Here is a 20,594-nt window from a genome sequence, read left to right on the forward strand (position 1 = left end):
CGGGCAGAGACCCGCTCCCACAAGGTTTGCCTGCGGCGGACCATTGCACTCTTGATACCTCGAACGTCGAAGAAGTGACTGCTCCCTGATGACTGAACAAAACCAGCTCAAGCGTGGGCTGAAGAATCGCCACATCCAACTGATCGCTCTGGGCGGTGCCATCGGTACCGGGCTGTTCCTGGGTTCGGCAGGCGTGCTCAAGTCCGCCGGCCCGTCGATGATCCTGGGCTATGCCATCTGCGGCTTCATTGCCTTCCTGATCATGCGTCAGCTGGGCGAGATGATCGTCGAGGAACCGGTTGCCGGCTCTTTCAGTCACTTCGCCCACAGCTACTGGGGCCGGTTTCCCGGTTTTCTGTCCGGCTGGAACTGCTGGGTGCTGTACATCCTGGTAGGCATGTCCGAACTGACCGCCGTCGGCAAGTACGTGCACTACTGGTGGCCGGAAATACCCACCTGGGTCTCCGCTGCGGTGTTCTTCCTGATGATCAATGCCATCAACCTGACCAACGTCAAGGTGTTCGGCGAGACCGAATTCTGGTTCGCCATCATCAAGGTCGCGGCGATCGTCGGCATGATTGCCCTGGGCAGCTATCTGCTGGTCAGCGGTGACGGCGGCCCTCAGGCCAGTGTCAGCAACCTCTGGGCCCACGGTGGTTTCTTTCCCAACGGTGTAGGCGGGTTGGTCATGGCCTTGGCGATCATCATGTTCTCCTTTGGTGGCCTGGAGATGCTCGGCTTTACGGCGGCCGAGGCCGACAGCCCGAAGACGGTGATTCCCAAGGCCATCAATCAGGTGATCTACCGCATTCTGATCTTCTACATCGGCGCGCTGGTGGTGCTGTTGTCGCTGACGCCGTGGGACGGTCTGCTGGCCAGCCTGAATGCCTCGGGCGATGCCTACAGCGGCAGCCCGTTCGTGCAGGTGTTCTCGATGCTGGGCAGCGACACGGCTGCCCACGTGCTCAACTTCGTGGTACTGACCGCAGCCTTGTCGGTTTACAACAGCGGCACCTATTGCAACAGCCGCATGCTGCTGGGCATGGCCGAGCAGGGCGACGCGCCGCGTGCACTGGCCAAGGTGGATGGCCGTGGCGTGCCGGTTCGGGCGCTGCTGGTGTCGGCGGCGATCACGCTGGTGGCCGTGGCATTGAACTACTTCGTGCCGCAGCAGGCGCTCGAGCTGTTGATGTCGTTGGTGGTGGCGACCCTGGTGATCAACTGGGCGATGATCAGCTACTCGCACCTCAAGTTTCGCCAGCACTTGCAGCGCCAGGGCCAGGTGCCGCTGTTCAAGGCGTTGTGGTATCCGTACGGCAACTACCTGTGCCTGGCGTTCGTGGCGTTCATCCTGATCATCATGCTGATGATTCCCGGCATCCGCGTGTCGGTGTATGCCATTCCTCTGTGGATCGGCGGGATGTACCTGTGTTATCGCCTCAAGTCGAACCCCTCGTCCTGACCGGAGCGCTGCATGCTGGAAATCTCCAACGCCGTCTATCTGCCCGACGCTGAAATCGAGCTCAGCGCCATCCGCGCACAAGGCGCGGGTGGGCAGAACGTCAACAAGGTTTCCAGTGCGGTGCACCTGCGCTTCGACATCGGCGCTTCGTCGCTGCCGCCGTTCTACAAGGAGCGCCTGTTGGCGCTGCGCGACAGCCGGATCACCGGCGATGGCGTGATCGTCATCAAGGCGCAGCAGTTTCGCACCCAGGAGCAAAACCGCGCCGACGCCCTGCAGCGCCTGCGCGAGCTGATTCTGCTGGCCACCAAGGTGGAGAAGAAGCGCCGGCCGACCAAGCCCACGCTGGGCTCCAAGACTCGCCGCCTGGAAGGCAAGACCAAACGCGGGGCGATCAAGGCCGGGCGTGGCAGGATCGATTTCTAGATCATGCCGTTCTAGACCAGCTTGTCTTGCGCTGGTGGCAGGCTTGCCGCTCGCCGGTATAGATAGAAGGTCAGGCCCAGGCCGGCGCACGCAGCCACGGCGGCGAACAGGAAGATCGCGCTGAAGCCGTAGCCTGCGGCGATGGCGCCTGCCACCGGTCCGGTGATGCCCAGCGACATGTCGATGAACAGCGAGTAGGCCCCCACAGCCGCACCGCGGCTGGACGCCGGCACCAGATTGACCGCTTCGACGCCGAGCGCTGGAAATACCAGGGAAAATCCGAACCCGGTCAACGCCGCGCCAGCCATGGCCAGCTCCTGGCTGGGCGCAAGCCACAGCAGCAACAAGCCCAGGGTTTCCACGCTGAGGCATACGATCGCCACCCGAAAACCGCCGATGCGGTTGATCAGGTTGCCGAACAACAGCCGGGCAAGGATAAAGCTGGCACCGAACAGGCTCAGGCACAGTGCCGCGTTGTCCCAGGCATTGCTGGCGTAGTAAAGGGTGATGAAGGTGGCGATGGTGCCGAAGCCGATACCGCCCAGGGCCAGCCCGGTGCCATGGGGCAGCACGCGGCCCAGCACGTGCAGGAACGGTAGCCGCTCGCCGGCCACCACGGGTGCGGGAAGCTTGTTCCAGGCCAGGGCGATGCCCACGCCAGCCAGCACGATGATGCTCGCACCCATGCTCCACAGGCCCAGATGCTTGACCATCAGCACGCCCAGCGGCGCACCGATGGCCAGGGCGCCGTAGCTGGCAATGCCGTTCCAGGAGATGACCTTGGCGGTGTTGGCTGCGCCGACGCGGCCAATCCCCCAGCCAATGGACCCCGAGCCCACCAGGCTCTCCGCCGACCCCAGCAGTACCCGACCCACCAGCAGGCTGGTCAGGCTCAGCGCCGGCCAGCTTTGCAACCAGCCGGCCAGCAGCATGAACAGCCCGCTGATGCCGCAGCCGACCAGGCCGTAGATGACTGCTTTCTTGCTGCCCAGGTTGTCGATGATCTTGCTCGCCTGCGGGCGGCTGAGCAGGGTGGCCAGGTACTGCACGCTGATCACCAACCCGGCAATGACCGCGCCGTAGCCCAGGTCGCTGTGGACGAAGCCTGGCAATACCGCCAGCGGGATGCCGATGCTCAGGTAGCCGATGAAGGTGAACAGGACGATGGAGACGACTTGCAGCGTGACCGTCATGGGGCGCTGTGAGTGGGGCATAGGTAGATCCGTCGCGGAAGCAGGTGATGGGCGCAGGTGCGGGCAGGCTGGCTGGGTGTCCGGCGCACACGAGAAATGAAGACAGGCTTACGTGACGCTCATGATAGAGGCACGAGGCACAAAAAGAGAGACGGCGATGGGTGGCGCTTCATGCAGATGCTGCTGGCGCGGTTGCTCTGGTGCAGGCCAGCAGCGGGGCCGCAGCCCCGACGCTGGGAGGTGTTCAGCTGTTCGAACAGCCGTTGCCCATGACCTGATATTCCATGATGTGGCGCTTGCCCTGCGAATCTTCGTAGGTCAGGCGTGCCGGGACCACGGCGCAGACGTTGGGAATCGCTGAAGTCGAGATGACGTGAGCAATATCGGGGTGCTGCGAATACTCATAAGGTTCCACCGTGGTTTTTTCGGTGGCAGCCGTGGTGGTTTCATCGGCCAGGGCCATGCCGCTCGCGCCAATCAGCGCCAGAATCAAAAAAGCTTTCATGTCTATTTTCCTGTTTTGCAGTCGTCAGGGGGCACGCAGCCCTTGTGAGGTCACGTGTGAAACTTGAGAGTGGGAATGTTGCGATCGACAGGCCTTCGTGGGGGGATGCAGTCTTCGTCGATCGCGGTGCCGTTGCTGGCGAAATCGATTCTAGGCGTGCACGGTGGAGGTAAACAGAGCCGGTTCGGATAAACAGTTTTATTCGAATCTGCACTAATCCCGCAGGCCCGGGCGTGCATCGGTGCAAGCGGCGGTACTACCATCGTCGAATGGCTGCACGGGCCAGATACCCTTAAAACAGGTGTATAAAACAACAACTACTCAACCGAGGTATGAAAGATGAGTGCGGCTTCCCTGTATCCCGTTCGTCCAGAGGTGGCGGCGTCCACGCTGACCGATGAGGCGACCTACAAGGCCATGTACCAGCAGTCCGTGGTCAACCCGGACGGTTTCTGGCGCGAACAGGCGCAGCGCCTCGATTGGATAAAGCCCTTCACCAAGGTCAAGCAGACCTCGTTCGACGATCACCATGTCGACATCAAATGGTTCGCCGACGGCACCCTCAACGTCTCCTACAACTGCCTGGACCGCCACCTGGTCGAACGCGGCGATCAGGTCGCGATCATCTGGGAAGGCGACGACCCTTCCGAAAGCCGTCACATCACCTACCGGGAGCTGCACGCCGAGGTGTGCAAGTTCGCCAACGCCCTGCGCGGCCAGGATGTGCACCGCGGCGACGTGGTGACCCTGTACATGCCGATGATTCCCGAGGCGGTGGTGGCGATGCTCGCCTGTACCCGCATCGGCGCGGTGCATTCGGTGGTGTTCGGTGGCTTCTCGCCCGAGGCGCTCGCGGGGCGCATCATCGACTGCCAGTCCAAGGTGGTGATCACCGCCGACGAAGGCCTGCGGGGCGGCAGGAAAACGGCGCTCAAGGCCAACGTCGACCGCGCCCTGACCAACCCCGAAACCAGCAGCGTGCAGAAGGTCATCGTGTGCAAGCGCACCGGTGGCGAGATCGAGTGGAACCGTCATCGCGACATCTGGTACCACTCGCTGCTGGAGGTGGCATCGAGCACCTGCGCGCCGAAGGAAATGGGCGCCGAGGAAGCGCTGTTCATCCTCTATACCTCCGGCTCGACCGGCAAGCCCAAGGGTGTGTTGCATACCACCGGCGGTTACCTGGTGTACGCCGCGCTGACCCATGAGCGAGTGTTCGACTACAAGCCGGGCGATGTCTACTGGTGTACGGCGGACGTCGGCTGGATCACCGGCCACAGCTACATCGTCTATGGCCCGCTGGCCAACGGTGCCACCACCTTGCTGTTCGAAGGCGTGCCCAACTACCCGGACATTACCCGCGTCTCGAAAATCATCGACAAGCACAAGGTCAATATCCTCTACACCGCGCCCACCGCTATCCGCGCGATGATGGCCGAGGGCACCAAGGCAGTCGAGGGCGCCGATGGCTCGAGCCTGCGCTTGCTGGGTTCGGTGGGCGAACCGATCAACCCCGAGGCCTGGAACTGGTACTACAACACGGTCGGCAAGCAGAACTGCCCGATCGTCGACACCTGGTGGCAGACCGAAACCGGCGGCATCCTGATCAGCCCGCTGCCGGGTGCGATCGGCCTCAAGCCCGGTTCGGCGACCAAACCGTTCTTCGGCGTGGTGCCGGCGCTGGTGGACAACCTGGGCAACCTGATCGACGGCGCTGCCGAGGGCAACCTGGTGATTCTCGATTCGTGGCCGGGCCAGTCGCGTACCCTCTACGGCGACCATGATCGTTTCGTCGATACCTATTTCAAGACCTTTCGCGGCATGTACTTCACCGGCGACGGCGCGCGTCGCGACGAAGATGGCTACTACTGGATCACCGGCCGAGTCGATGACGTGCTCAACGTTTCCGGGCACCGCATGGGCACGGCCGAGATCGAAAGCGCGATGGTGGCCCATCCCAAGGTGGCCGAGGCCGCTGTGGTGGGCGTTCCCCATGAGCTGAAAGGGCAGGGCATCTATGTCTATGTCACGCTCAATGGTGGCGAGCAGACCAGCGAGGAACTGCGCCTGGAGCTCAAGAACTGGGTGCGCAAGGAGATCGGCCCCATCGCCTCGCCGGATGTGATCCAGTGGGCGCCGGGGCTGCCCAAGACGCGCTCGGGCAAGATCATGCGGCGCATCCTGCGCAAGATCGCCACGGCCGAGTACGACTCGCTGGGTGACATCTCTACCTTGGCCGATCCGGGGGTGGTGCAACAGCTCATCGACACCCACAAGGAAATGCATCGCGCTTCGGCGTGAGTTGACGCGACCTCGGGGGCCTCTGCCCGCGAAGGGGCCCGCAAGGTTGTTCAGGCAGCGCTGGCGTTACTGCGGTAACGCCATTGCCGCGCCGGGTGCCACCCAAGGCCCCATCGCCTGTCACATGCAACATCTCCCACAACCCCAAGCTTGCCGTCTGCCAAGCCTTTGCCAATAATGGGCGCGCTAATTGCTTGATGGACAGGTTGCGCGTCTTTTTGCTCAGCCACAATCGGCATGGGCTGTCAATCCCTTGGTCTGGGTGTCTCGGTGCTTCTGTAACTACTTGTCGCATTGAAGAAATATCGACTGGCACAGTGCCGTTAAAATGCGCTCACTCGCCGGACCTCGTGGCGTCGCCCGTTCAGCCTCATTTTTCGCATTCTGGGCCTGCGCTCACTTTGCCCATACTGCCCATTTTCGCTGGAGCTCACCCAATGAAGAAACTTGCACTGTTTGGCGCATTGGCACTGTCCGTGCTGTCGGCGACCTCGTTCGCCGATGAAAAGCCGCTGAAGATCGGTATCGAAGCCGCTTACCCACCGTTCGCGTCCAAGGCGCCGGATGGCAGCATCGTCGGTTTCGACTACGACATCGGCAACGCGCTGTGCGCTGAGATGAAGGTCAAGTGCACTTGGGTCGAGCAGGAATTCGACGGTCTCATTCCCGCCCTCAAGGTCCGCAAGATCGACGCCATTCTGTCGTCGATGTCGATTACCGACGACCGCAAGAAGTCCGTTGATTTCACCAACAAGTACTACGCCACTCCGGCGCGTCTGGTCATGAAGTCCGGCACCCAGGTGAGCGACTCCATGGCCGAGCTCAAAGGCAAGAAGATCGGCGTGCAGCGCGGCACCATCCATGACCGGTATGCCACCGAGGTGCTCAAGCCGCTGGGCGTCGAAGTGATGCCGTACGGCTCGCAGAACGAGATCTACCTGGACGTGGCCGCCGGTCGACTGGACGGCACGCTGGCCGATGCCACCCTGTTGCAGGACGGTTTCCTCAACACCGACGCCGGCAAGGGCTACGCATTCGTCGGCCCGTCGGTCAACGACCCGAAATACTTCGGTGACGGCATCGGTATCGCCGTGCGCAAGGGCGACAAGGCCAACGTGGATCGCATCAACGCGGCCATCGAAGGCATTCGCGCCAACGGCGAGTACAAGAAGATCCAGGACAAGTACTTCGATTTCGACATCTACGGCAAATAAGCCGGCAGGCGTCACCTGACTGATGGTGCAAACGGCGGGAAACCGCGGTCTGCACCATTTTTCATTCTTCGGGCGAGGATCTCTACATGTTGAAAGGCTACGGGGCCGTCATTCTCGATGGCGCTTGGCTGACGCTGCAGCTCGCCTTGTCGTCCATGGCACTGGCCATCGTGCTGGGTCTGTTCGGCGTGGCCCTGCGCCTGTCGCCGGTACGCTGGCTGGCCTGGCTGGGTGACCTGTACGCCACGGTGATTCGTGGCATACCCGATCTGGTGTTGATCCTGCTGATCTTCTACGGTGGCCAGGACATCCTCAATCGCGTGGCGCCGTTGGTGGGTTACGACGACTACATCGACCTCAATCCGCTGCTGGCCGGTATCTTCACCCTGGGTTTCATCTTCGGTGCCTACCTGTCGGAAACCTTTCGCGGCGCGTTCATGGCCATTCCCAAGGGCCAGGCCGAAGCCGGCATGGCCTATGGCATGAGCAGCCTGCAGGTGTTCTTCCGGGTGCTGGTGCCGCAGATGATTCGCCTGGCGATTCCCGGCGTCACCAATAACTGGCTGGTGTTGACCAAGGCCACGGCATTGATTTCGGTGGTCGGCCTGCAGGACATGATGTTCAAGGCCAAGCAGGCGGCGGATGCCACCCGCGAACCGTTCACCTTCTTCCTCGCGGTGGCGGCGATGTACCTGGTCATCACCAGTGTGTCGCTGCTGTTGCTGCGCGCCATCGAAAAACGCTACTCGGTGGGCATCAAGGCGGCTGAGCTATGATCTTCGATTACAACGTCGTCTGGGACAGCCTGCCGCTGTACATGAGCGGTATGCTGGAAACCTTGAAGCTGCTGGCGATTTCGCTGTTCTTCGGTCTGTTGGTGGCGCTGCCGCTGGGTTTGATGCGGGTGTCCCGGCAGCCGCTGGTCAACGGCATCGCGTGGCTCTACACCTACGTGATCCGTGGCACGCCCATGCTGGTGCAGCTGTTTCTGATCTATTACGGTCTGGCCCAGTTCGAGGCCGTGCGCAACAGCGTGCTCTGGCCCTGGTTGTCGAGCGCCACGTTCTGCGCCTGCCTGGCCTTCGCCATCAATACCAGTGCCTACACCGCCGAAATCATCGCCGGCAGCCTGCGGGCCACGCCACCGGGCGAGATCGAAGCGGCCAAGGCCATGGGCATGTCCAGGGCCGGGATGTACCGGCGTATCCTGCTGCCCTCGGCACTGCGCCGAGCGCTGCCGCAGTACAGCAACGAAGTGATCATGATGCTGCAGACCACCAGCCTGGCTTCGATCGTGACCCTGATCGACATCACCGGCGCAGCACGTACGGTGAACGCCCAGTACTATCTGCCGTTCGAGGCCTACATCACGGCGGGTGTGTGCTACCTGTGCCTGACGTTCATTCTGGTGCGCCTGTTCAAGCTGGCCGAGCGCCGCTGGCTGGCCTACCTGGCACCGCGCAGGCACTGAACGCGTGCAGCAAAAACCTTTTCGCCACGGGCCGCTGGCCCGTGACTGACCGATTTGCGAGACCCCCGATCATGTACAAACTCCAAGTTCAGGACCTGCACAAGCGCTATGGCTCGCATGAGGTGCTCAAGGGTGTCTCGCTGGCGGCGAAGGCGGGCGATGTGATCAGCATCATCGGCTCCAGCGGATCGGGCAAGAGCACGTTCCTGCGTTGCATCAACCTGCTCGAGCAGCCCCACGCGGGCAAGATCCTGCTCAACGACGAAGAGCTCAAACTGGTTGCCGGCAAGGATGGGGCGCTCAGGGCAGCCGACCCCAAGCAGCTGCAACGCTTGCGTTCGCGCCTGTCGATGGTGTTCCAGCATTTCAACCTGTGGTCGCACATGACCGCGCTGGAAAACGTCATCGAAGCGCCCGTGCATGTGTTGGGCGTATCGAAAAAGCAAGCGCTGGAAAAAGCCGAGTACTATCTGGCCAAGGTGGGGGTCTCGCACCGCAAGGATGCCTATCCGGGGCACATGTCCGGTGGCGAGCAGCAGCGTGTCGCCATTGCCCGTGCATTGGCGGTGGAACCCGAGGTGATGTTGTTCGACGAACCGACTTCGGCGCTCGACCCGGAACTGGTGGGTGACGTGCTCAAGGTGATGCAGGCCCTGGCTCAGGAAGGGCGGACCATGGTCGTCGTGACCCACGAGATGGGTTTCGCCCGTGAGGTGTCGAACCAACTGGTGTTTCTGCACAAGGGCCTGGTCGAAGAAACCGGCGACCCGCGCGAGGTGCTGGCCAATCCGCGTTCCGAGCGGTTGCAGCAGTTCTTGTCCGGCAGCCTCAAGTGATCGCCGCTTGAAACATCTGCCGGGTGTTTTCCTGCGAGCAGGTCGAGCATGCCTGGCGCAGTGCCATTTCCCATTCGGTTTTTGATACTTAAGGTTTCGGTCCGCATCAGATGACAGCCCAACGAATCGGTTTCCTCTATTGGCCCAGCACGCGAGCCCTGACCCTGGCGCTGGCCGAAGAGGCCCTGCGAGTGGCGCAGAAGGTGCACCCGGAAGTGACCTACGAGTTGCTTTTCCTGCAGGCCGAACCACCTGTTCCAGGCGGCTGGCAGCTACCCGGTGAGGCGTGGAACGGTCGCCTGGAGGGTTGCCAGAAGCTTTTTCTGCTGGCTGACGAGCCACCGTCGGCGCTGGCGCCGGCACTGGCCACTGCGCTCAAGCAGACGGTCCGGGCCGGATGCCTGGTGGGCGGGCTGTCGGCGGGGGTCTACCCGCTGGCGCAGCTGGGGTTGCTCGATGGCTACCGCGCGGCCGTGCACTGGCGCTGGCAGGATGATTTCGCCGAGCGCTTTCCCAAGGTCATCGCCACCAGCCACCTGTTCGATTGGGACCGCGACCGCATGACGGCTTGCGGGGGCTTGTCGGTGCTCGACCTGCTGCTGGCGGTACTGGCCCGCGATCACGGCGCCGAACTGGCCGGGGCGGTGTCCGAAGAGCTGGTGGTGGAGCGTATCCGCGAGGGCGGCGAGCGCCAGCGCATTCCGTTGCAGAATCGTCTGGGGTCCAGCCATCCGAAGCTGACCCAGGCGGTGTTGTTGATGGAAGCCAATATCGAAGAGCCGCTGACCACCGACGAGATCGCCCAGCATGTGTGTGTTTCGCGGCGCCAGCTGGAGCGCATCTTCAAGCAGTACCTGAACCGCGTACCCAGCCAGTACTACCTCGAGTTGCGCCTGAACAAGGCGCGGCAGATGTTGATGCAGACCAGCAAGTCGATCATCCAGATCGGCCTGTCGTGCGGGTTTTCCTCGGGCCCGCATTTTTCCAGCGCGTACCGCAATTTTTTCGGCGCCACCCCCCGCGAGGATCGCAACCAGCGTCGCAGCAGCAGCCCGTTCGAATTGTCTTCGGTCCCCGCCGAGCGAGGTTGACCCTCTTTCCGGATTGCGCCGTGCCAGGCGAAGCGCGGTGTGGCTTTCGCGGCCATGGACCGCTCCTACGGGAGTGCGCGCAGAACCCTTGTGGGAGCGGGCTCCGCCCGCGAATCAGGCACCGCGGTGTACCTAGTGAACCGTGGTGTGGCTTTCGCGGCCACGCACCGCTCCTACGGGAGTACGCGCAGAACCCTTGTAGGAGCGGTCATCGGCCGCGAATGGGTGGTGCGGTCGATCTGACACAACACGCACGTCAGCGCCTTTCTATCCCTATATGTCGCATTCGCGACAACCCCCGTAGAATGGCGGTTTGGCGCTGTAACAAGTTGTCGCATGGCGGCAATGCCGCGCGTGCACCAGTCCTTACAATCCCCTATCGCTCGCCCATTCTGCGCTGAGCGTTCCTTGACAGGAGACTCCGATGTCCGTTGAGCAAGCCCCCGTGCAACGTGCCGATTTCGACCAGGTAATGGTGCCCAACTATGCACCGGCCGCTTTCATTCCCGTGCGCGGTGCAGGTTCCCGGGTGTGGGACCAGGCTGGTCGCGAGCTCATCGATTTCTCCGGTGGCATCGCCGTCAACGTGCTGGGTCACGCGCACCCGGCATTGGTAGGCGCGCTCACCGAGCAGGCCAACAAGCTGTGGCACGTGTCCAACGTCTTCACCAACGAGCCCACCCTGCGCCTGGCCAGGAAGCTGGTCGACGCCACCTTTGCCGACCGGGTGTTCTTCTGCAACTCCGGCGCCGAAGCCAACGAGGCCGCATTCAAGCTGGCCCGGCGTGTGGCGCACGACAACTTCGGTCCCGAGAAATACGAGATCGTGTCGGCCCTCAACAGCTTCCACGGCCGCACGCTGTTCACCGTCAGCGTGGGTGGCCAGCCGAAGTACTCCGACGGTTTCGGTCCGAAGATCACCGGCATTCGCCACGTCCCCTACAACGACCTCGAAGCGCTGAAAGCGGCCGTGTCCGACAAGACCTGCGCCGTGGTGCTGGAGCCGGTCCAGGGCGAAGGCGGCGTGGTGCCGGCCGATCCGGCCTACCTGCAAGGCGCTCGCGCGCTGTGCGACCAGTTCAATGCCCTGCTGGTGTTCGACGAAGTGCAAAGCGGCATGGGGCGCAGTGGCGAGCTGTTCAGCTACATGAACTACGGCGTCACCCCGGACATCCTCTCCAGCGCCAAGAGCCTGGGGGGCGGTTTTCCGATCGGGGCGATGCTCACCACCGATGCCCTGGCCAAACACTTCGCGGTCGGCGTGCACGGCACCACCTATGGCGGCAACCCTCTGGCCTGCGCCGTGGCCGAGGCAGTGCTCGATGTGGTCAACACGCCCGAGGTACGAGCCGGGGTCAAGGCACGGCACCAGCACTTCAAGACGCGCCTGGAGCAGATCGGCCAGCGCTACGGCGTGTTCAGCGAAGTCCGTGGCCTGGGCCTGCTGATCGGTTGCGCCTTGAGCGACGCCTGGAAAGGCCGCGCCAAGGACTTCTTCAATGCTGCCGAACGGCACGACCTGATGATTCTGCAGGCCGGCCCGGACGTGGTGCGTTTCGCCCCGAGCCTGGTCATCGACGAGGCCGACATCGACGAAGGCCTGGACCGCTTCGAACGCGCCGTGGCGCACCTGACCCAGGCCTGATCGGCCCGTTCGTGGCGTTGGCTCAAAGCCAGCGCCACCTCTGCAATCGACCCGCTGCAATCGACAAGGAGTGGCACCATGCTGGTAATGCGCCCTGCGCAAATGGCTGACCTGGCCGAGGTTCAGCGCCTGGCTGCCGACAGCCCCATCGGTGTCACTTCGCTGCCCGACGATGCAGGCCGGTTGAGTGACAAGATCGCCAAGTCCGAGGCGTCCTTTGCCGCCGAAGTCAGCTTCAACGGTGAGGAAAGCTATTTCTTCGTTCTTGAAGACCTGAGCACCCAGCGCCTGGTCGGCTGTTCGGCGATCGTCGCCTCCGCCGGCTACTCCGAACCCTTCTACAGCTTTCGCAACGAGACCTTCGTGCACGCTTCGCGCGAGCTGAAGATCCACAACAAGATTCACGTGCTTTCGCAGTGTCATGACCTGACCGGCAACAGCCTGTTGACCAGCTTCTACGTGGTGCCCGAACTGGTCGGCAGTATCTGGGCCGAGCTCAACTCGCGGGCACGCCTGCTGTTCATGGCCAACCACCCGGAGCGCTTTGCCGATTCGGTGGTGACCGAGATCGTCGGCTACAGCGACGAACACGGCGACTCACCTTTCTGGGACGCGATCGGCCGCAACTTCTTCGATCTCAACTACGCCGAGGCCGAACGCCTGTGCGGCATCAAGAGCCGCACGTTTCTCGCCGAACTGATGCCGCACTACCCGATCTACGTGCCCTTGCTGCCCGACCAGGCGCAAGAGGCCATGGGCCAGGTACACCCGCGTGCGCAGGTGACGTTCGACATTCTGATGCGCGAAGGCTTCGAAACCGATCACTACATCGACATCTTCGACGGAGGGCCCACCCTGCATGCACGGGTATCGGGCATTCGCTCGATCGCCCACAGCCGCGTGGTGCCGGTCAAGCTTGTCGCGGCGTCGGACGAGCGCGGCGGCCCTGGCCGTCCCTACCTGGTTTCCAACGGTCTGCTGCAGGATTACCGCGCGGTGCTGCTGGAACTCGACTGGGTGCCCGGCAAGCCGGTCGGGCTGGACCTGGCCACCGCCGAGGCGCTGGGTGTGGGCGAGGGCGCCAGCGTGCGTCTGGTTGCAGTTTGATACCTGGTTGAACAGGCCGAGTTCTGCAGGTACCACGCGGTGCCTGCTCGAGGAGAAAGCATGATCGTTCGTCCCGTACGCAGCAGTGACCTGCCGGCGCTGATCGAGTTGGCCCGCAGCACCGGCCCCGGCCTGACCACCTTGCCAGCCAACGAAGAACGGTTGGCGCACCGGGTCGGCTGGGCCGAGAAGACCTTTCGCGGCGAAGCCGGGCGCGGCGATGCCGATTACCTGTTCGTGCTCGAAGACGATGACGGCACGGTCGTGGGCATTTCAGCCATTGCCGGTGCCGTGGGCCAGCGCGAGCCCTGGTACAACTACCGGGTGGGCCTGACCGTGAGCGCCTCGCAGGAGCTGAACATCTATCGCGAGATTCCCACGCTGTTCCTCGCCAACGACCTGACCGGCAATTCGGAACTGTGCTCGCTGTTCCTGCGCGAAGGTCACCGCAAGGGCCTGAACGGGCGCTTGCTGGCCAAGGCGCGGCTGCTGTTCATCGCTCAGTTTCCGCACCTGTTCGGGCGCAAGGTGATCGCCGAGATGCGCGGCATTTCCGATGCCGACGGCCGCTCGCCGTTCTGGGAAAGCCTGGGCCGGCATTTCTTCAAGATGGAATTCAGCCAGGCCGATTACCTGACCGGCGTCGGCAACCGCGCCTTCATCGCTGAATTGATGCCCAAGTTCCCGCTCTACAGCTGCTTCCTGTCCCCGGCTGCGCGCGAGGTCATCGGCAAGGTCCACCCCGATACCGAGCCCGCCCTGGCCATGCTCAAGGCCGAAGGCTTCAGCTACCAGGGCTACGTCGACATCTTCGACGCCGGCCCGGCGGTGGAATGCGAGACCAGCAAGATTCGCGCGGTCCACGACAGCAAGAGCCTGGTCCTGGCCATCGGCACCCCCGGCGACGATGCCCCACCGTTTCTGATCTACAACCGCGAACGCGAAGAGTGCCGCATCACGGCGGCGCCGGCGCGCTTCGCTTCCGGCACGCTGGTGGTCGATCCCTTGACCGCCCGCCGCCTGCAGCTGAGCGCGGGTGACCAGGTGCGCGCGGTACCCATGACTCCGCCCGTTCGGGAGGTGCTTTGATGAATACTTTGTTTATCGACGGCCAATGGCTGCCTGGTGAAGGCGAGTTGCTGACGTCGCTCAATCCAGTGGGCCAGGCTGTGGTCTGGCAGGGGCGCAGTGCCAGTGCCGACCAGGTGGCCCTGGCCGTACAGGCCGCGCGGCATGCCTTCGTCGGCTGGGCGAGCCAGCCGTTGTCGGCGCGCATTGCCGTATTGCAGGCGTTCGCCGAGCGACTCAAGGCCTGCACCGATGAGCTGGCGCGGTGCATCGGCGAAGAAACCGGAAAACCCTTGTGGGAAGCAGCCACCGAAGTGACCAGCATGGTCAACAAGGTGGCGATCTCGATCCAGAGCCATGCCGAACGCACCGGCGAGAAGAGCGCGCCGCTGGCCGACGCCACGGCGGCCCTGCGGCACAAGCCCCATGGCGTGGTGGCGGTGTTCGGTCCGTACAATTTCCCTGGCCATCTGCCCAACGGCCATATCGTGCCAGCACTGTTGGCTGGCAATTGCGTGCTGTTCAAGCCCAGCGAGCTGACGCCCAAGGTGGCGGAGTTGACCGTGCGCTGCTGGGCCGAAGCCGGGTTGCCGGCCGGCGTGCTCAACCTGCTGCAGGGCGGCCGCGACACTGGCATGGCACTGGCCGCCAATGCCGGGCTCGACGGGTTGTTCTTCACCGGTTCCAGCGCCACAGGCAACCTGCTGCACCAACAATTCGGCGGCCAGCCGGGCAAGATCCTGGCGCTGGAGATGGGCGGCAACAACCCCCTGGTGGTCGAGCAGGTGCAGGACCTCGATGCTGCGGTCTATACCATCATTCAGTCGGCGTTCATTTCTGCCGGTCAACGCTGCACCTGCGCGCGGCGCCTGCTGGTCCCCGTCGGCGAGTGGGGGGACCGTCTGCTCGAGCGTCTGGTGCAGGTGTGTGCCACCCTCGAGGTCGGCGAATACGACTGCACCCCAGCGCCTTTCATGGGCTCGGTGATCTCCATGCCCGCGGCGCAGGCGCTGCTCCAGGCCCAGCAGCAGTTGCTGAACAGCGGCGCGATCAGCCTGCTGAGCATGACCCAGCCACGGGCCGACGCGGCCTTGCTCACCCCCGGCATCCTCGACGTCACCCAGGCTCACGGTCGTCGCGACGAAGAGCTGTTCGGCCCGCTGCTGCAAGTGGTGCGCTACGTGGATTTCGATGCGGCCATCGCCGAGGCCAATGCCACTCAGTACGGCCTGGCTGCCGGACTGCTGTCGGACTCGGAAGCGCGTTACCGCGAATTCTGGTTGCGCAGCCGAGCGGGCATCGTCAACTGGAACAAGCAACTGACCGGCGCTGCCAGCAGCGCACCGTTCGGCGGCGTCGGCGCGTCCGGCAACCACCGCGCCAGTGCCTACTATGCCGCCGACTATTGCGCCTACCCGGTGGCCTCGTTGGAAACCCCCACACTCGGTTTGCCCGCGACCCTGAGTCCGGGCATCACGCTGTAGGCGGTCGTTGCACCTTTGCGTACAAGAACAGATCCACGGAGCCGAACCGATGAAACCCTGTGAAGTGAATTTCGATGGCCTGGTGGGGCCTACCCACAACTACGGTGGGTTGTCCTACGGCAACGTGGCGTCGCAGAGCAACAGCCAGCAAGGCTCGAATCCGCGCGAAGCGGCGCGTCAGGGCCTGGCCAAGATGAAAGCGCTGATGGAACTGGGCTTCACCCAGGGCGTTCTGGCGCCGCAGGAGCGCCCGGATGTGGCAGCATTGCGCCGCCTGGGCTTCGCCGGCAGCGATGCCGAGGTGATCGCCCAGGCCGCGCGTGATGCCATGCCGCTGCTGGTGGCTAGCTGTTCGGCCTCGAGCATGTGGGTAGCCAACGCCGCCACTGTCAGTCCCAGCGCCGACACGGCCGATGGGCGCGTGCATTTCACCGCGGCGAACCTCAACTGCAAATTCCACCGCAGCATCGAACACCCGACCACCAGCCGGGTGCTGCAGGCGATGTTTGCCGACCCCGCGCACTTCGCCCACCATGAAGCACTGCCTGCCGTCGCCCAGTTCGGCGACGAGGGCGCTGCCAACCATACGCGGCTGTGCCGGGACTATGGCGAGGCTGGCGTGGAGTTTTTCGTCTACGGCCGCAGCGCCTTCGACGCACGAGTGCCCGCGCCGCAGAAATATCCGGCGCGCCAGACTTTGGAAGCGTCCCAGGCGGTGGCTCGGCTGCATGGGTTGAGCGAGCAGGGCGTGGTTTTTGCCCAGCAGAATCCGGCGGTCATCGACCAGGGGGTGTTCCATAACGACGTGATCGCGGTCGGCAACGGCGAGCTGTTGTTCCATCATCAGGACGCCTTCCTCGACAGCGACCGCGTGCTGGCCGAACTGCAAACCAAGCTCGCCGCGCGCGGTGGTCGGCTGCAGGCGATCAGCGTGCCGCGCGCCGACGTTTCCGTGGACGACGCCGTGCGCACCTACCTGTTCAACAGCCAGTTGCTCACCCGCGCCGATGGCAGCATGCTGCTGGTGGTCCCGGAAGAGTGCCGCGCCAACCCGCGGGTCTGGAGCTACCTGGAGCAGCTGACCGGGCAGGGCACAGGCATTGCCGAGGTCAAGGTATTCGACCTCAAGCAAAGCATGCGCAACGGCGGCGGCCCGGCATGTCTGCGCCTGCGCGTGGCGCTCAAGCCCGAGGAGCTGGCGGCGGTCAACCCAGGCGTGATCCTCACACCCGCGCTGCACGACACCCTGAACGACTGGGTCGAACGTCACTATCGCGACCGTCTGGTCGAAGCCGATATGGCCGACCCGCAACTGCTGATCGAATGCCGCGAGGCATTGGACGAGCTGACCCGGATCCTCCGGTTGGGTTCGGTCTATCCTTTCCAGCTCTGATTCAACGAGCTTTGATTTTTTCCAACTCTAAATAGCATCGAGGTACACCTATGTCCGACGCCCTGCGCTTGATTCTCGAAGACACCGACGGCACCCAGCTGGAAACCTCCTGCACGCGCTTCTGCGTGGTCTGGCAGGGCAAGGAAGTCTGGATCCAGCATGACGGCCGCGGCCAGTTGCTGATCGGTGTGGACGTCGAGGAAGGCGATGCCGAATACGCCAACCTGTTGCTGCGCCCGCTGGCGACCAACCTGGTCAGCCTGCAGCTGGAAATGGAGCCGGCCGACGCCGGTGCCGAGGACGAAGACGGCCACGTTCACGGTCCCGACTGCAACCACTAAAACCTCATCCTTCAGGGACGCCGCCCCATGCTCGCTCTTGGCAAACTGCTCGAACTGACCCTGGCCGGCCACGAGCCAACGCAGAAGATCCAGCTGACCACCAAGGGCGTCTGCCTGCGCTGGCTGGGGGAAGGCGCCCTGGAGGTGCGTCCGCCGGCTGCGACGGACAGCGGCCTCGACCTGCTGCTGTCGGCCGGTGTGCACGGCAATGAAACCGCGCCCATCGAACTGCTCGACAGCCTGCTGCAGGCCATCGCGCGGGGCCAGCTGATTCCCCGCGCGCGTATCCTGTTCCTGTTCGGCAACCCCGAAGCCATGCGCCGGGGTGCGCGCTACATCGAGCGCGACGTCAACCGGCTGTTCAACGGCCGGCATGCCGCTGCCAGTGGCAATGAAGCCTTGCGCGCCTGCGAACTGGAACGCCTGGCCACGACCTTCTTCAGCCTGCCGCAGCGCACGCGCCTGCATTACGACCTGCACACGGCCATTCGTGGCTCACGGATCGAGCAGTTCGCGCTGTACCCCTGGAAGCAGGGGCGCGAGCACTCCCGCAAAGAGCTGGTACGCCTGCAGGCGGCAGGCATGCGCGCGGTGTTGCTGCAGAACAAGTCCTCCATCACGTTCAGCGCGTTCACCTACGAGCAGCTGGACGCCGAGGCGTTCACTCTGGAACTGGGCAAGGCGAGGCCGTTCGGGCAGAACGCCGAGGTCGATCTGACGCGTCTGGACGCCAGCCTGCGCGAGCTGATCGAAGGCCGCGAGGCGGACCTCGATCAACCGCTGGTGCAGCTGGAGCTGTTTTCAGTGTCGCGCGAGGTCATCAAGCACACGGACGCCTTCCGCCTGCACCTGGATGACGACATCGAGAATTTCACCGAGCTGGCGCCGGGCTATCTGCTGGCCGAGGACGGCGCCGGTCAGCGCTGGGTCGTAGAAGAGCAGGGCGCACGGATCATTTTCCCCAACCCCAAGGTTGCCAATGGCCTGCGCGCCGGCATTCTCATCGTGCCGACTCCGCAGGACTGAGGCTCAGGCGCTTTTCTGCTGCTGCTGCAGGCGACGCAGGGCGCGTACTTTCTGCACGGTATCGGCCACGGTGCGTGCAGCTTCCGCGCCTTTGTGCAGGAAGTGATTGAAGAAGTAGGTGTGGTGCTGTTCGCCGTCATGGAAGTGATGCGGGGTCAGTACCACCGAGAATACCGGCACTTCGGTTTCCAGCTGAACCTGCATCAGCGCGCTGACCACCGTCTGGGCGACGAATTCGTGACGGTAGATACCGCCGTCTACCACCAGGGCAGCGCCGACCACGGCGGCGTAGCGCCCGCTCTTGGCCAGCAGCTTGGCGTGCAGCGGAATTTCGAAGGCGCCGCCGACCTCGTAGAAATCGATGTCGGCTTCCTGATAGCCCAGCACGCGCATTTCCTCGACGAAGCCTTTGCGGCTCTGATCGACAATATCCTTGTGCCAGCAAGCCTGGACGAAAGCGATCCGTTCGTGGGTGTGGCTTTTGCTGTCAATTGCAGTGGGTTGCATCGGTTCACTCCTGTTCAAGAAAAAAACAGGGCATGTGGATCGAAGGGGATCTATGGGTACATGCGCATGGCACGGCCCTGCGTTGGCCTTTTGAAGGTGTCGCAATCCCGTTCTCTCTTCATCCGGACTATGACCGTCGGCCCCGGGATCACACCGGGTCTGCTGACCTTGCAGGCCGTTGCCGGCTTGCAAGCGCTCGCGGGCTCGGCGCATTGCGCGCCATTACCGCCGGTGGGGAGTTGCACCCCGCCCTGAGAACGTTTGCCACCCCAGTGGGTGGCGCAACTTTTGTAACATATTTGCGGGCGAGCTGAACAGCGCGTGAGCAAATGTTTCGACAAGGCTTGATTCATGGCCCTGCAATCCGCAGTAATAGAAGCTGACACGAACCCGAGGCCATCATGTCCATCATCGACCTGCGCAGCGATACCGTTACCCAGCCTACTCCCGCCATGCTGGCGGCCATGCACGCGGCGCCCACCGGCGATGATGTCTATGGCGAAGACCCGACCGTCAACCGCCTCGAAGCCGAACTGGCAAAACGCCTGGGGTTCGCTGCCGGGCTGTTCGTGCCCAGTGGCACCATGAGCAACCTGCTCGGCCTGATGGCGCACTGCGAGCGTGGCGAGGAATACATCGTCGGCCAGCAGGCCCATACCTACAAGTACGAGGGCGGCGGTGCCGCTGTGCTGGGTTCGATCCAGCCACAACCGCTGGAGTTCCAGGCCGACGGCACGCTGGACCTGGATCAGGTCAGGGCGGCGATCAAGCCCGATGATTTCCACTTTGCCCGCACCCGACTGCTGGCGTTGGAAAACACCATGCAAGGCAAGGTGCTGCCGTTGAGTTACCTGGCCCAGGCCCGCGATTTCACTCGCGAGCATGGGCTGCAACTGCACCTCGATGGCGCCCGGCTGTACAATGCGGCGGTCAAGCTTGGAGTCGAGGCCGAGCAGATCACCCGCTATTTCGATTCGGTTTCGGTCTGCCTGTCCAAGGGGCTCGGCGCCCCGGTCGGTTCGGTGCTGTGCGGCAGCCTGGACTACATCGCCAAGGCACGACGATTGCGCAAGATGGTCGGCGGCGGCATGCGCCAGGCCGGAATCCTCGCCGCCGCCGGCCTGTACGCGCTGGATCATCAGGTGCAGCGCCTGGCCGAGGATCACGCCCACGCCGCGCGTCTGGCCGAGGGCCTGCTGGCGCTGGGTTACACCGTCGAGGCAGTGCAGACCAACATGGTCTATGTACATCTGGATGGCCGCGCCGGCGCGTTCAAGGACTTCGCGGCCACCCGCGGTGTCACCGTGAGTGCCGCGCCACGCCTGCGCATGGTCACCCATCTGGACGTGGATGCGGCGCAGATCGAGCAGGTCATCGACGTATTCGCCGATTTCGCCCGCACCTGAGCGTTCTGCTGTCCAATTGAGTGGGCCAATCGTATAAACACGCTGTACCCCGGCCGCAGGGCCTATATAATGCGGCCCTTTGCCGTCGCACCGCCTGCCGGGCGTGCGCACTGGCCTC

The 20,594-nt window shown here is 63.5% G+C and carries 19 protein-coding genes and 1 riboswitch; of the genes, 16 read left to right on the forward strand and 3 right to left on the reverse strand.

Annotated elements, in window-relative coordinates:
• Positions 1–88: 88 nt before the first annotated feature.
• Both H7993_RS10410 and arfB read left to right on the forward strand, forming a co-directional pair.
• Positions 89–1,462, forward strand: a complete 1,374-nt coding sequence (locus H7993_RS10410; RefSeq protein ID WP_185794323.1) for an amino acid permease — start codon at positions 89–91, stop codon at positions 1,460–1,462.
• Positions 1,463–1,474: 12 nt separating this feature from the next.
• Positions 1,475–1,888 (forward strand): alternative ribosome rescue aminoacyl-tRNA hydrolase ArfB, encoded by a 414-nt coding sequence (gene arfB / locus H7993_RS10415; protein WP_185794324.1) that lies wholly within the window; start codon positions 1,475–1,477, stop codon positions 1,886–1,888.
• Positions 1,889–1,899: 11 nt separating this feature from the next.
• Here arfB and H7993_RS10420 read toward each other — a convergent pair whose 3' ends face one another.
• Positions 1,900–3,102: an MFS transporter gene (locus H7993_RS10420; RefSeq protein WP_185794325.1), complete on the reverse strand. Its 1,203-nt coding sequence runs from the start codon at positions 3,100–3,102 to the stop codon at positions 1,900–1,902.
• A 223-nt stretch (positions 3,103–3,325) separates the two neighbouring features.
• Positions 3,326–3,586 carry a DUF2790 domain-containing protein gene (locus tag H7993_RS10425; RefSeq protein ID WP_122476393.1) on the reverse strand — a complete coding sequence of 87 codons (261 nt, stop codon included), beginning with the start codon at positions 3,584–3,586 and terminating at the stop codon, positions 3,326–3,328.
• A gap of 339 nt (positions 3,587–3,925) precedes the next feature.
• On the opposite strand from H7993_RS10425, the gene acs reads away from it, so the two are divergent.
• The 13 genes from acs (at position 3,926) to astE (ending at position 18,563) form a co-directional block, all read left to right on the forward strand.
• Positions 3,926–5,887 carry an acetate--CoA ligase gene (gene acs / locus H7993_RS10430; protein WP_185794326.1) on the forward strand — a complete coding sequence of 654 codons (1,962 nt, stop codon included), beginning with the start codon at positions 3,926–3,928 and terminating at the stop codon, positions 5,885–5,887.
• 437 nt (positions 5,888–6,324) lie between these two features.
• Positions 6,325–7,101, forward strand: a complete 777-nt coding sequence (locus H7993_RS10435) for an ABC transporter substrate-binding protein (protein WP_185794327.1) — start codon at positions 6,325–6,327, stop codon at positions 7,099–7,101.
• A gap of 86 nt (positions 7,102–7,187) precedes the next feature.
• Complete coding sequence (locus H7993_RS10440) at positions 7,188–7,877, forward strand: ABC transporter permease (protein WP_122476387.1); 690 nt, start codon at positions 7,188–7,190, stop codon at positions 7,875–7,877.
• Positions 7,874–8,572, forward strand: coding sequence for an ABC transporter permease (locus tag H7993_RS10445; protein ID WP_122476385.1), 699 nt, complete (start codon positions 7,874–7,876; stop codon positions 8,570–8,572). Before H7993_RS10440 ends, H7993_RS10445 begins: the two co-directional genes overlap by 4 nt.
• A gap of 71 nt (positions 8,573–8,643) precedes the next feature.
• Complete coding sequence (locus H7993_RS10450) at positions 8,644–9,408, forward strand: ABC transporter ATP-binding protein (RefSeq protein ID WP_185794328.1); 765 nt, start codon at positions 8,644–8,646, stop codon at positions 9,406–9,408.
• Between the two features lie 110 nt (positions 9,409–9,518).
• Positions 9,519–10,499: a transcriptional regulator ArgR gene (gene argR / locus H7993_RS10455; RefSeq protein WP_122476381.1), complete on the forward strand. Its 981-nt coding sequence runs from the start codon at positions 9,519–9,521 to the stop codon at positions 10,497–10,499.
• Between the two features lie 424 nt (positions 10,500–10,923).
• Complete coding sequence (locus tag H7993_RS10460) at positions 10,924–12,144, forward strand: aspartate aminotransferase family protein (protein WP_122476379.1); 1,221 nt, start codon at positions 10,924–10,926, stop codon at positions 12,142–12,144.
• A gap of 78 nt (positions 12,145–12,222) precedes the next feature.
• Entirely contained in the window at positions 12,223–13,251 is a 1,029-nt protein-coding gene (gene aruF / locus H7993_RS10465; protein WP_185794329.1) for an arginine/ornithine succinyltransferase subunit alpha, read from the forward strand.
• 60 nt (positions 13,252–13,311) lie between these two features.
• On the forward strand, positions 13,312–14,340 hold the full coding sequence (gene astA / locus H7993_RS10470; RefSeq protein WP_122476375.1) for an arginine N-succinyltransferase: 1,029 nt from the start codon (positions 13,312–13,314) through the stop codon (positions 14,338–14,340).
• Positions 14,337–15,803: a succinylglutamate-semialdehyde dehydrogenase gene (gene astD, locus H7993_RS10475; RefSeq protein ID WP_185794330.1), complete on the forward strand. Its 1,467-nt coding sequence runs from the start codon at positions 14,337–14,339 to the stop codon at positions 15,801–15,803. Before astA ends, astD begins: the two co-directional genes overlap by 4 nt.
• A 49-nt stretch (positions 15,804–15,852) precedes the next feature.
• Positions 15,853–17,196 carry an N-succinylarginine dihydrolase gene (astB, locus tag H7993_RS10480; RefSeq protein ID WP_185794331.1) on the forward strand — a complete coding sequence of 448 codons (1,344 nt, stop codon included), beginning with the start codon at positions 15,853–15,855 and terminating at the stop codon, positions 17,194–17,196.
• A 50-nt stretch (positions 17,197–17,246) separates the two neighbouring features.
• Positions 17,247–17,537, forward strand: coding sequence for a topoisomerase II (locus H7993_RS10485; protein WP_122476369.1), 291 nt, complete (start codon positions 17,247–17,249; stop codon positions 17,535–17,537).
• Positions 17,538–17,564: 27 nt separating this feature from the next.
• On the forward strand, positions 17,565–18,563 hold the full coding sequence (astE, locus tag H7993_RS10490; protein ID WP_185794332.1) for a succinylglutamate desuccinylase: 999 nt from the start codon (positions 17,565–17,567) through the stop codon (positions 18,561–18,563).
• A gap of 3 nt (positions 18,564–18,566) precedes the next feature.
• On the opposite strand, the gene H7993_RS10495 is transcribed toward astE, so the two are convergent.
• Positions 18,567–19,070, reverse strand: a complete 504-nt coding sequence (locus tag H7993_RS10495) for a 6,7-dimethyl-8-ribityllumazine synthase (RefSeq protein WP_122476365.1) — start codon at positions 19,068–19,070, stop codon at positions 18,567–18,569.
• 105 nt (positions 19,071–19,175) lie between these two features.
• A riboswitch (FMN riboswitch) is annotated at positions 19,176–19,333 on the reverse strand.
• A gap of 138 nt (positions 19,334–19,471) precedes the next feature.
• On the opposite strand from H7993_RS10495, the gene ltaE reads away from it, so the two are divergent.
• On the forward strand, positions 19,472–20,476 hold the full coding sequence (gene ltaE / locus H7993_RS10500; RefSeq protein WP_185794333.1) for a low-specificity L-threonine aldolase: 1,005 nt from the start codon (positions 19,472–19,474) through the stop codon (positions 20,474–20,476).
• Positions 20,477–20,594 lie beyond the last annotated feature (118 nt).

It is taken from the genome of Pseudomonas baltica (genome assembly GCF_014235765.1).
Taxonomy (GTDB): Bacteria; Pseudomonadota; Gammaproteobacteria; order Pseudomonadales; family Pseudomonadaceae; genus Aquipseudomonas; species Aquipseudomonas baltica.